The sequence below is a fragment of the Nocardia bovistercoris genome, assembly GCF_015674855.1.
Classification (GTDB): Bacteria; Actinomycetota; Actinomycetes; order Mycobacteriales; family Mycobacteriaceae; genus Nocardia; species Nocardia bovistercoris.
Genome location: NZ_JADMLG010000011.1, coordinates 286,800 through 302,322, shown reverse-complemented (window position 1 = coordinate 302,322; position 15,523 = coordinate 286,800). Strand labels below are relative to the sequence as shown.

8 protein-coding genes are annotated in these 15,523 nt (G+C 66.9%); 3 read left to right on the top strand and 5 right to left on the bottom strand.

Going from position 1 to position 15,523, the window contains the following annotated elements; genetic code table 11:
* Positions 1-308 precede the first annotated feature (308 nt).
* The 3 genes from IT779_RS25615 (at position 309) to IT779_RS25605 (ending at position 5,084) form a co-directional block, all read left to right on the top strand.
* The gene (locus tag IT779_RS25615; RefSeq protein ID WP_198428909.1) at positions 309-1,250 is read left to right on the top strand and encodes a 3-dehydroquinate synthase family protein; all 942 of its coding nucleotides are present in this window, start codon (positions 309-311) and stop codon (positions 1,248-1,250) included.
* A gap of 115 nt (positions 1,251-1,365) precedes the next feature.
* Positions 1,366-3,099 (top strand): ABC transporter ATP-binding protein, encoded by a 1,734-nt coding sequence (locus tag IT779_RS25610; RefSeq protein ID WP_196151993.1) that lies wholly within the window; start codon positions 1,366-1,368, stop codon positions 3,097-3,099.
* Positions 3,096-5,084: an ABC transporter ATP-binding protein gene (locus tag IT779_RS25605; protein WP_196151952.1), complete on the top strand. Its 1,989-nt coding sequence runs from the start codon at positions 3,096-3,098 to the stop codon at positions 5,082-5,084. Before IT779_RS25610 ends, IT779_RS25605 begins: the two co-directional genes overlap by 4 nt.
* 18 nt (positions 5,085-5,102) lie before the next feature.
* Here the strand turns inward: IT779_RS25605 and IT779_RS25600 are convergent, their stop codons facing one another.
* The 5 genes from IT779_RS25600 to IT779_RS25580 all read right to left on the bottom strand — a co-directional run bounded on the left by IT779_RS25600 (position 5,103) and on the right by IT779_RS25580 (position 15,349).
* Positions 5,103-6,041, bottom strand: a complete 939-nt coding sequence (locus IT779_RS25600; protein WP_196151951.1) for a Rossmann-fold NAD(P)-binding domain-containing protein — start codon at positions 6,039-6,041, stop codon at positions 5,103-5,105.
* 172 nt (positions 6,042-6,213) lie between these two features.
* Positions 6,214-11,046: an SAV_2336 N-terminal domain-related protein gene (locus tag IT779_RS25595; protein ID WP_196151950.1), complete on the bottom strand. Its 4,833-nt coding sequence runs from the start codon at positions 11,044-11,046 to the stop codon at positions 6,214-6,216.
* Positions 11,043-11,987, bottom strand: coding sequence for an AAA family ATPase (locus IT779_RS25590; RefSeq protein WP_198428908.1), 945 nt, complete (start codon positions 11,985-11,987; stop codon positions 11,043-11,045). The genes IT779_RS25595 and IT779_RS25590 overlap by 4 nt, the downstream gene beginning before the upstream one ends.
* Positions 11,988-11,999: 12 nt before the next feature.
* Positions 12,000-14,180 (bottom strand): VMAP-C domain-containing protein, encoded by a 2,181-nt coding sequence (locus IT779_RS25585; protein WP_196151949.1) that lies wholly within the window; start codon positions 14,178-14,180, stop codon positions 12,000-12,002.
* Positions 14,177-15,349, bottom strand: coding sequence for an alpha/beta fold hydrolase (locus IT779_RS25580; protein ID WP_196151948.1), 1,173 nt, complete (start codon positions 15,347-15,349; stop codon positions 14,177-14,179). Before IT779_RS25580 ends, IT779_RS25585 begins: the two co-directional genes overlap by 4 nt.
* Positions 15,350-15,523 lie beyond the last annotated feature (174 nt).

Sequence of the window (15,523 nt, the reverse complement as noted above, 5' to 3'; positions counted from 1 at the left end):
GGTTCGTGTTCGGTTATCCCTTTCGCAACTGCTCCACGGGTTCGCGGTCGCTGTTCGGCGTCCGGCCACCAGCCGGACGCCGAACACGGCTGCACCCGAGGCGCCGAAAGTACTGTCAGGCTGGGGGATCTCAGCGGCCCTGTCGGCGTCTACCGTCGAGACTCGCGCCGTGGCGGCGCGGCCGCCGATCGCGGGCGGTCGAATCGACCTGGGAGGAAGGGGGTATCGCGGTAATGACTGTCCGAGTTCCGGTCTGTTGTGGCGAGCGCTCGTACGACGTGGTGGTCGGTTCGGGGGTTCGGTTTCTCTTGTCCGAGGTATTGCGCGACCTCGGTGCGCGACGGGTGGTCGTGGTGTCGGCGCGCCCGCCGGACTGGGTGCCGGATACGGGCGTGGAAACGCTGTCGATTCCGTTCCGGGACGGTGAGCAGGACAAGAATCTGGGCGCGGTGGAAGCCCTGTGCGCGGAGTTCGCGCGTTTCGGGCTGACACGTTCCGACGCGGTGGCCGCATGCGGCGGCGGCACGACCACCGATGTCGTCGGTCTGGCCGCGGCCCTCTACCACCGCGGTGTGCCGGTCGTGCACCTGCCGACGACTCTGCTGGCCCAGGTCGATGCCAGTGTCGGCGGGAAGACCGCGGTGAATCTGCCGTCCGGGAAGAACCTCATCGGTGCGTACTGGCAGCCTGCCGCGGTGCTGTGTGACACCGACTATCTTTCGACGTTGCCCCCGCGTGAATTGCGCAATGGGTACGGCGAGATCGCACGTTGTCACTTCATCGGTTCGCCGAATCTGCTCGGCCTTCCGCTGGAGCGGCAGATCGTCGCGGGCGTCACCCTCAAAGCGAATATCGTTGCCGCCGACGAGCGCGACACCGGAATACGGCATCGGCTCAATTTCGGGCACACCCTCGGTCATGCGCTGGAACTGACCACCGGTTTCGCGATGCGACACGGCGAGGGGGTCGCGGTGGGAACGGTGTTCGCCGGGTTGCTCGCCGGGGCGCTGGGGCGGATCGGACCGGCTCGGGTGGCCGAGCATCGCGAGGTCGTCGAATCCTACGGCCTGCCGGTCGCGCTGCCCGCGGAAGTATCGGTGGCGGAGCTGATCACGGCGATGAAGCGGGACAAGAAGTCCGTCTCCGGGCTCGCGTTCACGCTGGATGGTCCCGATGGCGTCGACCTGATCCAGGACATCTCCGAGGATCTCGTCTCGGACACTCTGGCGCGGATGCCGCGGTCGTCGTAGCGGTGAACATTCCGGACGGCCTGTTCTCGGCGTCGGTGAAGACTTTCGGCTCATCGAAAAGGAGTTGGTTTCGAGTGCTCTTCCGTGATTCGTCTCAGATGGTTCGGTGACAACGGTGCTGTTCCGACTGCTGCGCACCTTTCTGGAGCCTTACCGTAAACAGTTGGCGGGGGTCGTGGTATTCCAGCTGATCTCGGTCATCGCCACGCTGGATCTGCCGACGCTGAACGCCGACATCATCGACAACGGCGTCACCAAGGGCGATATCGGCTATATCTGGTCGAGCGGGAACTGGATGCTGCTGGTCGCGGGCATTCAGATCGTGGCCCAGACCATTTCGGTGTACCTGGGCGCGCAGGCCGCGATGGGCGCGGGCCGCGATATGCGTGCGGCTCTGCTGCGCCGAGTCGGCACCTTTTCCGCGCGGGAGGTCGGCGTGTTCGGAGCGCCGTCGCTCATCACGCGCTGTACCAATGACGTCGGCCAGGTGCAACTGCTCATCGTCATGGGCACCTCGATCCTGGTCATGGCCCCGATCACCTGCCTCGGCGGCATCTTCATGGCGCTGCGCCAGAGTTCGCAGCTGACCTGGCTGCTGTTGATCGCGGTGCCCGCGCTCGGTCTTTCGATGGGCTTCATCATCAGCCGCATGGTGCCGGGCTTCCGACGCGTGCAGGTCCGTATCGATGCGGTGAACCGGGTACTGCGCGAACAGATCACCGGAATCCGCGTGGTGCGCGCGTTCGTGCGGGAGCGGCAGGAGACCCGGCGTTTCGGGGTCGCCAATACCGAGCTGACCCGGCAGTCGCTCTATGTCGGCAAGTACGTGTCGCTCATGTTCCCTGTGGTCATGCTGATCTCGAACCTGACAACGGTCGGCGTTATCTGGTTCGGGGGGCACGCCATCGACGAGGGGGAGATGCAGATCGGCGTGCTGACCGCGATGCTGGCCTACATCATGCAGATCCTGACGGCGGTCATCATGGCCTCCTTGCTCGCCGTGACGGCGCCGAGGGCCGCGGTCTCGGCCGAGCGCATCGGCGTGGTGCTCGCCACCGAGTCCTCGGTGGCCGATCCCCCTGTGCCGCAACCGTTCAAGAGCGATCCCGGCACCGTCGACCTGTCCTTCGCCGAGTTCAAGTTCCCCGGCGCGGACAAGCCGGTGTTGCGGGATATCCGATTCCGGACCGCGCCGGGCGCCACCACCGCCATCGTGGGAGCGACCGGTGCGGGCAAGACCACGCTGATCAATCTGATTCCGCGACTCATCGATGTCACCGGCGGCGCGGTATTCGTGGGCGGCACAGATGTGCGGCAGCTGTCCCTGGAGTCGTTGCGTTCGGAGATCGGCCTGGTCCCGCAGAAGGCGTACCTTTTCTCCGGCACGGTGGCCTCGAATCTGCGCTACGGCAAGCCCGACGCGACCGACGAGGAGCTCTGGCACGCGTTGGAGATCGCGCAAGCCGCCGACTTCGTGCGCGAGATGCCGCGAGGTCTGGATACACCGGTGGCACAGGGCGGTACGACGGTCTCCGGTGGCCAACGTCAACGCCTGGCCATCGCCCGCGCGCTGGTGCGAAAACCGAGGATCTACCTGTTCGACGATTGCTTCTCGGCACTGGACGTCACCACCGACGCGCGGGTGCGCGAGGCGCTGCGCCCGGAGACCGCCGATGCGTCGGTCGTCATCGTGGCGCAGCGGATCTCGACGATTCGTTCGGCCGATCAGATAGTGGTGCTCGAGGACGGCGCGATGGCCGGGATCGGCACCCACGACCAATTGCTGCGGGACTGTAACGACTACCGCGAGATCGTGGAGTCGCAGTTCAGCGCGGAGGAGGTGCGATGAGCAGGCCCGGAGCCGCCGATCCCGGTGCGCCGCGCGCGAAGGCGAAGTCCTTCGGTCCCTCGCTCGAGCGTCTGCTGCGCATGCTCGCCCCCGAGCGGGCCTACCTGGTGGTCGTCTTCCTGCTGGCCGTGGGGTCGGTGGTGCTGAACACCCTCGGTCCGCAGATCCTCGGTAGAGCAACCAATCTCACCTTCGACGGTCTGGTCGGCAAGCAGCTGCCCGCCGGGCAGAGCAAGGACCAAGTGGTCGAAAACCTGCGCGCACAGGGCAACACCACCTTCGCCGACATGTTGGCGGGAATGGACGTGATACCCGGCACCGGAATCGATTTCACGGCCGTCGGGCACGTGCTGGCCGGGGTGCTGGCCCTCTATATCGGCGCTTCGGTGTTCCAGTGGTTGCAGACCCAGCTGTTGATCATCGTGATCAACCGGACCGTGAACCGGCTGCGCGCCCGGATCGAGGACAAACTGCACCGGCTGCCGCTGCGCTACTTCGACTCCGTGCCGCGCGGCGACGTGCTCTCCCGCGTCACCAATGACGTCGACAATGTCGCGCAGACCTTGCAGCAGACCATGTCTCAGCTGATCATCAATGTGCTGTCGGTGATCGGCATCCTGATCATGATGTTCTGGATCTCGTGGCTGCTCGCCCTGATCGCGCTGCTGACAGTGCCTTTGGCGATCATGGTGACCGCGCAGATCGCCAAGCGCTCCAAGCCGTACTTCAAGGACCAGTGGAAGTTCACCGGCGAGGTCAACGCGCATGTCGAAGAAGCCTTCACCGGCCACGAGGTGGTCAGCGCCTTCGGTCGCGGGAACGAGGTCGGCGAGCGGTTCGCCGAGACCAACGACAAGCTCTACAACTCTTCGTTCAGGTCGCAGTTCATCTCGGGCCTGACCATGCCCGCCATCATGTTTCTCGGGAACCTGAACTACGTGCTGATCGCCGTGGTCGGTGGTCTGCGGGTGGCCTCTGGCCGGCTGTCGCTCGGCGAGGTGCAGGCATTCATCCAGTACTCGCGCGGATTCACCCAGCCGCTCACCCAGATCGGCGCGATGATGAACCTGATGCAGTCGGCGGTGGCTTCGGCCGAACGCATCTTCGAGATCCTCGACGCCGAGGAACAGTCGCCGGATCCTGATCGGGTGGATTCGCGGCGGATCGATCGCGGCCGGGTGGCGTTCGAGAACGTGTCCTTCCGCTACGAGGCGCAGACCCCGGTCATCGAAAACCTCTCGCTGGTGGCCGAACCCGGGCACGTGGTGGCCATCGTTGGGCCGACCGGCGCGGGTAAGACCACCCTGGTCAATCTGCTGATGCGGTTCTACGAGGTGGATTCCGGCGCCATCACCATCGATGAGGTCGACATCACCGCCGTCACCCGCGACCGGCTGCGCTCGGGTATGGGCATGGTGCTGCAGGACACCTGGCTGTTCGGCGGCACGATTCGCGAGAACATCGCCTACGGCGATCCGGATGCGACCGAGGACGAGATCCTCGAGGCGGCCCGCGCCGCGTACGTCGACCGGTTCGTGCACACGCTCCCGCACGGCTACGAGACGGTCATCGACGAGGAGGGCTCCGGTGTCAGCGCCGGTGAGAAGCAGCTCATCACGATCGCGCGAGCCTTCCTGGCCAAGCCGTCGATTCTGATCCTGGACGAGGCCACCAGCTCCGTCGACACCCGCACCGAGGTGCTGGTTCAGCGCGCCATGGCGGCGCTGCGCCGGGACCGCACGAGTTTCGTCATCGCGCACCGGCTCTCGACGATTCGCGATGCCGACACCATCGTCGTGATGCAGAAGGGCGAGATCGTCGAACAGGGCACCCACGAGTCGCTACTCGAGGCGCGGGGCGCCTACAGCCTGCTCTACAACGCGCAGTTCGCCGCCGCCGTCACCGGCGGCGAGGGCGGCGGAGACACGGACCTGCCCTACGCGGAGGTGATTCCCCGTTCGATGCCGCGGCGCGGCCGTCCGTGAAAGCCGAACGGCGAGGTATCAGCGGCGTCGAGTCAGAAGCATCGCCGTCACGGCGGCGCTGTAGGCGTGGCTCGCTGTGACGGGCCTGCGGGACGGGTAGTTCGAGCGATGGGTGACGGTGACACCGCCGGGAAGTGACACCGTCGCGTTTATTTCCGTGGCGACGCAGTTTCCGCCTGCTTTGCCGACGAGATCGACGACCACCGCTCCCGGCCGCAGCGCGGAGATCTCGGCGGCGCCGAGCAGTATCGGTGCGGGCGACCCGCGGCGCACCGCAGCGCAGATGATCAGATCGATCTGTTCGTCGGCGAGCAATGCCGGTATCTCGAGATCGAGAAGGAATCGGCTCGCGCCGTGTCGGATCGCCCGGTGTCGTTGTTCCGGCCTGTGTCCGACGGCGAACGTCTCGTCGCCGTGTCGCGCCGAGGCGGCGAGGGCGGCCAGTCCCGCGTGCCCGCAGCCGAGCACCAACGTCCGCACCGGGCGATCATGGTCGTTCGCTGTCAACAAACCGTGCCCTTCCTCATGGGCCACCTCCCCCGCGATGCGGCTCATGGCCGACAGCGCGTCGATGTCTTCCCCGCTGTCCGCGGGCACCTGTTCGAATGCCACCGACTCCACACGGCGGCGCCGAAGCCGCGCGATCGATGCGGCACGTGCGAGCGGATCCTGGAAGCCGATCAGCACGTGCCCCGGCCGTAGCGGCATCGATTCCAGTTCGTACAGCGGCGGTTTCACCCAGGTGACCAGATCGGCCGCCCGGAAAACCGTTGCCGGGTCGGAGACCAGTCGGGCTCCGGCGCACTCGTAGGCACTGTCGTCGAACCCGGCGCCCGTGCCCGCGCCGGTCTCCGCCACCACATCCAGGCCCGCCGTGACGAGCCGACGCGCATCGGCGGGGGTGACCGCCACCCGTCGTTCGTCGGCCGCGGTCTCGCGCAGCACACCCGCGATCATCGGCCGACCGGGATGCTGCGGAGGCCAGGCACGCCCTCTTCACGTTCGCTCGAACCCGCTGGTCGCGACGACATCTTGCTACTTTAACTTCCCTCGCGGCGCGACTGTCCGGTGATCGGTGGATGCGCTGCGCGAACACCGTCCATTGCCGCGCCGGGCGGAGTCGTTCCGGTCACGAGCGCCGGGAGAGCACGGCGATGTCATTGCCGAGCGCGAGCAGGATCTCGGATTCCGCGCTCACCGCAACGACTTGCTGCGGAGTCGGGAAATCGATGACCGTCTCGGGAGACATCGTGCGGAGATTCCAGATCTGTATGGACTGGTCGGCGCCTGCGGTGACGGCGACCGGGGTGCCGTCGATGTCGGCGCACGCTACCCCGTTGACCGCCCCGGTGTGGCCGGTCAACGTGCCGATGAGAGTTCCGGAGCGCAGATCCCAGATCCGTACGGAGCTGTCTTTGCCCGCGGTCACGGCGAGCGGCACACCGTCGATATCGGTGCAGGCCACCGCATTCACCGAACCGGTATGGCCGTGGAGCTTCTTCGAGAGCACGCCGAGTCGGAGGTCCCACACCAGTACTGTCCGATCGTCACCGGCGGTGACGGCGACCGGAGTGCCGTCGACCGTCGTGCACGCCACGCACAGCGGATTGGTGTGCCCGGTCAGTATCGTCCGTTCGATCCCCGTGCGTGGGTCCCATACCCGTACGGTGTCGTCGCGGCTGGTGGTCACCGCGACCGGATCGCCGTCGACGCTGGTGCATGCCACGGCCGTGACCCAGTGGGTGTGGCCGGTGAATTTCGTCCGTTCGATCCCCGTGCGTGGGTCCCATACCCGTACGGTGTCGTCGCGGCTGGTGGTCACCGCGACCGGATCGCCGTCGACGCAGGCGCATGCCACCGCCGTGACCCAGTCCGTGTGGCCGGTGAAGACGGTGTGCTCGGTACCGTCGCTCAGATCCCACACCCGCGCGGTGCCGTCACGGCCCGCGGTGACAGCCAGGCCGGATCCCGGCACGGCGTGCACGGCCGCCGCGAGAACGAGATCGGTGTGCACGGACGCCTTGCGCATGTGGTGCGAGACATCGAGATCCCATACGCGCACGCTCTGGTCCCAGCCCGCCGTGACGACGACCGGGTGGCCGTCGACTCCGGTACACGCCACCGCGCTCACCCAATTGGTGTGTCCGGTGAATGCCGCGCGCTCGATCCCGGTCCGCGGATCCCAGATCCGGATCTGCCGATCGTAAGAGGTTGTGACAGCGACAGGCTCGTGGGCGATGTACGCACACGCCACTGCGGTCACCGGGTCGCTGTGTCCGGTGAATTCCGCGACCGCGACCCCGGCCGTCAGATCCCACACCCGCGCGGATCGATCGTAGGAGGTGGTGATGGCGACCGGGCGACCGTCGATGACGGTGCAGGTCGTCGCGGTCACCCAGTCGGTGTGTGCGGTGAATGCGAGGATTTCGGCGCCGGTGCGCAGGTCCCATATCCGCGCCGTTCGATCGCGTCCGGTCGTGACGGCGACCGGACGCCCGTCGACGAGTGTGGTGCTCACCGATGTCACGGTGTCGGTGTGTGCGGTGAATGCGAGGATTTCGGCGCCGGTGCGTAGGTCCCATACGCGCGCTGTCGCGTCGAAGGAGGTGGTGACGGCGACCGGTCGGCCGTCGACGAGTGTGGTGCTCACCGATGTCACGGTGTCGGTGTGTGCGGTGAATGCGAGGATTTCGGCGCCGGTGCGTAGGTCCCATACGCGCGCTGTCGCGTCGAAGGAGGTGGTGACGGCGACCGGTCGGCCGTCGACGACCGCGCAGGCCGTCGCGGTCACCCAGTCGGCGTGTCCGGTGAGGACGGCGCGTTCGAGCTCCGCGTCGAGGTCCCACACGCGCACCGTCCGGTCGTGCCCGGCGGTGACGGCGACCGGCCTGCCTTCGATGGTCATGCAGGCCACCGAGGTCACCGCGCCCACATGTCCGGTGAAGGTCGCTCGGTGTGCTGGATCGGCGAGATTGCCTGTCGCCCAGCGGGCAGGCCAGTCCAGGGTGCGGTTCAGTTGCTCTTGTCGGTCCCCGGCCTGGAACCGGGCGGCATCGACGGCGAGGACTTGGCGGCGCCCCGCGGGCGGGAGTCGGCGGTGATGTGTGGCGGAGCAGCGGTACACCGCTCGGGTCAACTGCGCGGGCGCGGTGACGACGGTGCTCAGGACCGCGAGCAGGGCGGTGGGTTCGGCGTGCACGAGGTAGTCCGTGTCGGTCACGAGTTCGTCCACCAACCCGGCGTGAGCGGCGTGTGTGGCCAAGTGGCGCAGGATGTAGGGGTGCGCGCCGGACCAGTCGAGCCTGCCGTCGGGCAGCCTCGGCACGCGCAGGCGCAGGACTTCGACGAACTTGGCGTGCACCACGTCGAGCGCCAGATCCGTGGCGAGATGGTCGGCCAAGGCTTGGTGATGGAGGCGGTAGGCCGAGTATCCGGCTTCATGGGCTTCGACCACGTAGGAGCCTGCCGTGCGGAAGAGCCAGGTCAAGTCGTCGTGTTTGTATTCGACACCGGCGATGCCCGCGGCCAGCGGCGCCCACAGTTCCTTGTCCGGCAGTCCTTGGCCTTCGGCGAAAGCCAGGGGAAGCAGGAGATTCCGAGCGCGGTCCGCGGCGTCGCCGAGCCGGGAACGTAGATCGCGCGCCATCGCCTCGCCGGGGAGTCTCGGCAGGCTGCGACGCCACCGAGGATCGCCCGGGTCCGGAATCGTGTCCGCGCCGGACAGCGCGGTGGCTACGAGCATGGCGACCAGGAATGATCCGCGGGCCTGATCGGCGACCGCGGTGGCGATCGCTCGGACCTGTTCCGGTTCGCGATCGGCGTAGACGGTTCCGGGGAACGATCCGCGCAGGACCCGTTCGATGTAATCGATCGTCGCGGCGTGGTCGGCGTATCGGTCCGAGTCGAGATCGATCGTGTCACGGCCCGCGCCGAGGTCTTCGAGCACGGATCGGCGCGCGCCGATCAGCAGGCGCAGTCTGCCTTCCGCGCGATCGATCAGAGGGCGTAACAGTTTTCTGGCCACCGCATGGCCGTCGGTCGCCTCGTCGACGGCATCGATCAGAACGGTGAGCACCGTCGGCCGCCGCGCCAGGGCCCGGGCGAGTTCGTCGACGGTGGCGGCTGTCACGCCCGCGGCGGCCGCGATGCCGTCGCGCACCTGATCCACGCTCAGGTTCTGCGCGTAGATCGCCACGTGCACAGCGCCCACCGCCGGGATCACCTCCGGTGGCAGGTCGAGGACTCGGACGGCGTCGGTGCGGTACTCGGCATCGGCGAGTACCGCGATGAGCCCGAGCACCGCGGACTTGCCCGAGCCGGGCGCACCGGTGACCACAAGCATCGACCGATCGGGTTCGGGAGAACCCAGCCAGGTGGTGATGGCGGCCAGTGCGGAGCGACGCCCACAGAACCACCACCCCTTGTTGTCGTAGTTGCCCATGGCGCGTGTCAGCAGCCGGGTGCGGAATTCGACGCGGCGTCGCTCCTGCTGCGCGGACGAGTCCGTCAGCGGGCGAGATTCCCCCGTTGGCTGCGACGGCCCCGCCGTCGCGGCGTCGGGTGGGGCCTCGTTCCACGGTTCGATGCCGAGCCGGTCGGCGACCTCACCGGCGATCCGAGCCATCGCCGTGGTCTGCTGTGCTTTCCGCGCCGCCTGCTCGAGCACGACCGAGAAGGTTCCCTGGCGGCCGGTGCGCGTCAGATGCGGCGCGACAGTGCTCCACACGTCCAGAGCGGTGGTCTTGCTCAGGTATTGGTTGAGAATCTCGCGCGTTCGCGAGGTGAACTCGAAACTGTCCGGAGTGTTCGGATTCGGGCGCTGGAACAGCCCGCTCGCGAGCACTTCGGCGATGTGAACCTGCCGTCCGCCCGGAACGAGTTCGCGCAGAATCAATCTGGTGATCGTCAGGTCGACCTCGACGGCGGAGAGCAGCGTGGCCAACCGATTCGCGGGTTCGGAGGCGGTCGCGCGGAAGTTCTCGACGATCTCGCGCGGGTCGACATCCGAACGCGCGGGCCGACTCTCGAACGGTGACTGTTCCGGCGCGGGTGCGACGACGCCAGGAACCGAGAGTCGACCGCACGCCATCACCATGCGGGCCCAGTCGCCCAGCATGGACTCGTCGAGCGTGACGACCGGCGTGCCCGCGGCCGTGGCGCGCTGCTCGGTGGACCACCAGGGATACCGCACACGCAGGAGCCGATTGGGAGCGCCGCGCCCGGACCCCGATACGGTCACCTCACCGGAGGCGAGTCCGGTGGCGGGCCACAGCCGCCACGGCAGGGTTTGTACGAGCACCACCGGGTTGTATCGGCCCCACAGCTCGAGCGCGTCCCAAGCCGCGTGGTTGTCTCGCCACGCGCCGGAAACGCAGTCGCTGAACAGGAAGATCAGCCGTCGCCCGGCGTAGTCGACGAGTTGTCCGGTGGGACCGCCGGTTCCACTGCGATCGCGCAGTAACGGTGGATCGGACTCGCAGTCGAGGGTCCACCGGGTGACTCGTTCGAAAGCGCCTCCGTGCGTGAGTAGTCGGGTGAAGGCGGCGACCGTTTCACGCCACACGATCATGGTCGGACCCCCGTCCACCACGACGGCGGCCTCCCGGAACCAACGCTCGGTGGCCGGTTCGACGATGGGGATCAGTTCGCCGGTCCGGCAGTGATGTTCGACCGTCTCGTCGATGTTCAGCGCGGTGTCGGCCCCGGTCTTGCGACTCGGGCGGCGACGATGTCGGAGCGGACGCAGGGCGCCGGAGATCCGCAGCTCGCCTGGCAGCCGGTCATTTTCACGGTTCGGCGACAATCGCCGCGGGTCGGGTCGAGGTGGTGCGGCGACGGGCTCGGTGTGCTGTTCGTCCGGCGAGCGGGGTGTGTGGACGGCCAGCCACAGCGAATCGGCCAGATCTCGCCAGTCCAGCTCGGCGGCCCGCCCGTTCAGTGCCGCGGCCAGAGCCTCGATCATGCGCTCTCGGATTTCAGTTCCGCGAGGACGAGGTCGACGATACGTTGTCTCTCCTGCGCGTCGGGCGCCTGCGCGGTCACCAGGTAGATGGCGTTCATCAGCTGGTCGGTGGCCACCGCGCCGGGGTTCTTCGACCGTTGGACGAAGGCCTTGATCACATCCGTCGCCGCGCCCGCCGCGGCTGCACCGAGGTGGGCGGTGACGATCGCGGCCAGTTCCTGCTCGCCGAGGTCGGGCATTCGGAACCGGATGCACCTGCGCAGGAAGGCAGGTGGAAATTCCCGTTCGCCGTTGCTGGTGAGAACGACGAACGGGAACTCCTGACACACCACACGCCCCGCGATGATCGGGGAGTGCTCGGTGCTGTCGGCGTGCTGAATGTCGAACGGGCTCCGACTCTTCAGGCGTGCCAGCTCCTCGATCTCGAATTCGCCGCGTTCGAAGACATTCAGCAGGTCGTCCGGAAGGTCGATATCACCTTTGTCGATCTCGTCGATGAGCAGCGCGCGCGGACGGGACCTCGGCAGCAAGGCGGTGCCGAGCGGGCCGAGTCGCAGGTAGTCGCCGATCTCCGTCGGCCCGCCGTCGGCCAATCGTTGCGCGTGCAGGCGCCCAAGGGCGTCGTACCGGTACAGAGCGTCGTCCACGGTCGACCGGGAGGTGATCGGCCAGCGCAGCACCGGACCCAGATCCAGTTGGCGGGCAACGGATTCGATCAACGACGATTTGCCCGATCCCGGCGGTCCGGTCAGCAGCAACGGTCGACGCAGCGTCAGGGCGGCGTTCACCGCGTCGACCATGGCGCCGGTCGTTCGGAAGGGGCCGGGCTCGGACGCCGCCGGTCGATCGAATACGCGCCACGGCGGTGCGGGCGGAATCGTATCGGTCGATGGCGCCGCGTCGGAGCCCGCGTATCGTCGCATGGGGGATTGCTCGGTCACCGCGTGTTCTCCCTACATGCCGGGTCTATATGGCTGGGGCGGAAGCAGTCCGGGGTCGTCCCAGAGCAGGCGAACCGCGTTTCCGAGTTGTTCCGCGTTGTTCTGCCGCCTGTAGTGTAGGCGCGCGGGCAGTTCGTCGAACGGGCCTTCACCGATCAACTTGCTCAACCGCTGTTCTGTCGTCACGGGGTCGTCGCCGTCGTGTGTGCTCCACATGATGTAGGGCGCGCCGACCACGATGGCGGCCATGAGCGGATCCTTACGCACGTCGAACCCGTTCGTCGCGGGGGTGAACGCCATCCCTATACACGCGGATTTCGAGTCACCGACTTTATTGCGTACGACTTCCGGCTCCGTGTGTTCGATCCAGAACAGCAGATCGTCGGGGTGATCCGCGAGCCGGGTCCTGATCCTCGGGTGTCTCCTGATCCAATTGCCGCGCAATCGGGGATCACGCAGGCGCTCGGCGCTGTGCAAGAGCGTTTGTCGCAGGCGCCAATGTGCGGTCGGTGCGGTGAAAATATCACTGAACTCCCAAGCCTCGGGAATCTCGTCGAATGCTGCCCTGGGCACTCTGAATCCGAGCACGCAATCGTCGCCGGGTACCAAGAACATGTTGAGCGCGGCCCGCACTTGCGGCAGCGACAGTTCGCCTTCCGAATGCTCGAGGACCCAACTGCCGCCCGGCTCGTAGAGGTGCACATCGATCTCGAAAGGTGGCTCGAACCGATTCATGTCGCGGCTGCCGACGATGTCGACGACGATTCGGCGGCTCTCCTTGCGCGATTCCTCGGCATCTCTCCGCAGTGCCGCGAGCTGACCGTCGGAAATTCCGAACCACCGGTCGGGTGCGGTCCGCTTGGTCGATTCTTCGAGGTCGGCGATGAATCGGTGCAGCGGCTTCTTTCCGTCTCGCCCCGGGAGTCCGGCGAGTTCGTGCAGGGCGGTGGTGATGGACAAGTTCGCACGATCGGGGACGCTCGGGTGCGCACGCAGGTACGCATTCAAGATCATCTGGTTGGTTGCGTCCGAAAAATGCTGTTCGACGCGCGCTACCTCCAGGTCCTGAAACCACTGGATTCTCAGGCTCAACAGATCGAGGATCGACTGATCCGTCGTGGCGAAGGGGCGGAGAATTTCGAAGAGACGTTCGACCTTGTCCACGCTGAACACTCGGGCGACCAGCTCGGTCGCGTCGAGATCATCGATGCTCGGGTCGGGGGCGCCGCGCCGCAACGCGGCGATCAACCGCGGGCGAATGTCGGGCGGGGCGCCGTCGTCGGTCGTCCCCGCGCGCTGCGCCGTCGTCCACCACTCGAGCAGTTTCGCGAAGGATTTCTCGAAATGCCGGAAGGGGAGACTCTCGACGATCTCTCGGCCGGGATCGTCTCGCAAGACATAGCTGGCGCCGCCGGTGTCTTCGACCTGCCAGACCGGTGTCTGTGCGGTGCCACCCACCGCCGTCAATTCGTCGAAGCGCGCTCTCACCATGGTGTTGAGCGTGTCGATATCGGGAGCCAATTCTCCGGGAGTCATCGTCGCCAGCCAGTGGAATATCAGGTCGGAGAAGGCACTCGAGCGTGTCATGTTGTCGTAGTCGGCGCTCTGCCCCTCGCTGGTCGAGTGCAGAACGTACTGCCTGACCCGCTTGGGGTCTCCGATATTCAGGGTAGTCCTGACGAGTCGTTCGTTCAGGTGCTGCTCGTGATAGAAGTCCGCACACGCGTCGATGAAGATGATCTGATCGGCCAGCGCCCCTTTCACGGTCGTCGAGCCGAGGTAGTTCCGGATCTCCTCCACGAGGTGAACCCGCAACGCGCCGGACTCGGCGTCGGAGGTGAACAGAACGCGCTTGCGGCCCGGTTGCAGCAGTCCGTGACCACACCAGTACATCAGCAGCAGCTCCGGTGCGGGTTCCCGCAGCACGGTCGCCTCGGGATCGTACCTGGTGGCGGCATCCCTCAGCAGATCGATGATGCCCGCCTGGGTGGGCTCCCACCGACGAATCCCAGGGATCCGGTCGGCTCCGCCGGATGCGAGCATTATGTTGTGCGCGGGCACACCCTGTCGCAGCGCCCAATTCGCGAAGCGCTCGGCGTAGGCCGCCGCGCCGGACAGCCGCATGGCCGATCGCCGGTATTCATCGATGCCGACCGCGATCACGAGCACCCGGTCCGGGCCGAAGGTTCTCATCGCGGCAGCACGGACTCGATCGAGGTCCAGACCTCGTCGTTGGACCAATAGGCGCTGTGCGACGCGGCGAAGGGCTCGCCGTTGTCGACCCGAAGGTCTACGACTCGGTCCGGAAATGTCTCGGCGGCGGTATAGGACAGCAGGTCTCGATGATCATAGATATTCAGCCAGGGCGGGAAATGCTCCGGCAGCGAGTCGGGCGGCTCGATGCTGGGCAAGGCGCCTATCTCGTAGAGGAAGGGCGCCTGTGAACCGACTGTCACCAGGGTTCGCACCGCCGGAATGCGCTCACGGGCCAAGAGGTCGACGCAGAGGATGCCGCCGAGCGAATGTCCCAGCAGCACCACCGAATCCGAGCCCGTATCGAGGATCGCGTTCCGCAGGAGTGTGGTCATCTGCTGACCCCTGGCGAGGTAGCGCAACACGTCACCCGCGGGCAGCGCCGTCGCATCCGTCAGCGCGCCGCGATGACCGACCAGGACGTGGGAGATGGGCCGCGGCAGGTATCGCTTGACCTGCTCGACGAGGAAATTCCCCACCCCGAGGCCGGACCCGCGCAGGTCGGCGACGAGTTGCCCCACCAACAACTCACGTTTCGCACCGCCCAGTGGCGGGAGCCCTTCGGCCATCGCCGCTTTCAGGCTGTGCGCGATCAACGCGCGCGCGATCGCGCAACGATGTTCGAGCGGGGTCGGTGGCGCCGTGGCGATCGCCTGCTCGAACACTTCGGCCGCCCGCATGGCGGTGAGCGCGTCGGCGAATCGGTCGGTGAGGTCGTCTTCGGCGAGGAGGCGGGCCAGTGCCTCGGAAGGGCGGAATGCGGCGATGGTCGCCCGTAAGGCCGCGGCGGGGGGCTGCCCACCGCCATAGGGCGTCGGCGGCATCCCCCGCAGCAGCCGTAGTTCGTACCAGGGGTCCAGATACAGAACCGCCCAGCGTTCCAGCTGTTCCTGTTCCGGCTGGAGCCCCGTGCCTTTCGTGGCGTCGTAGTTCGGGACCGAAAGTTTTCGATCTCGGCGAGCGCCCGCCGATCCCCAGAAGCACCCCGCGACGGTGAGAGGCCAGTTCCTCGACGCAACACAGGATTCGATCGTCCGCAGCGTCCGTGCGTACTCCTCGCCGCGGACCCCGGTGCCGTGTACGAACAGCAGTGTCGTCTGATGCGTCATCAGCCCCCCTCGTGCAGCCGCGCTCGGACGCCGCGCGGCCGGAACCGCTGCTTCGGCAATCCGTTCGACCCTCCGAGGTTGTGCGCGCCTACATCGGGCCGACATCGACGAATCTACCCGGGAGGGCGCCCGGGTACCGGGGATTCGGCGTCCGAGGTCACGAATTGTGTTCGT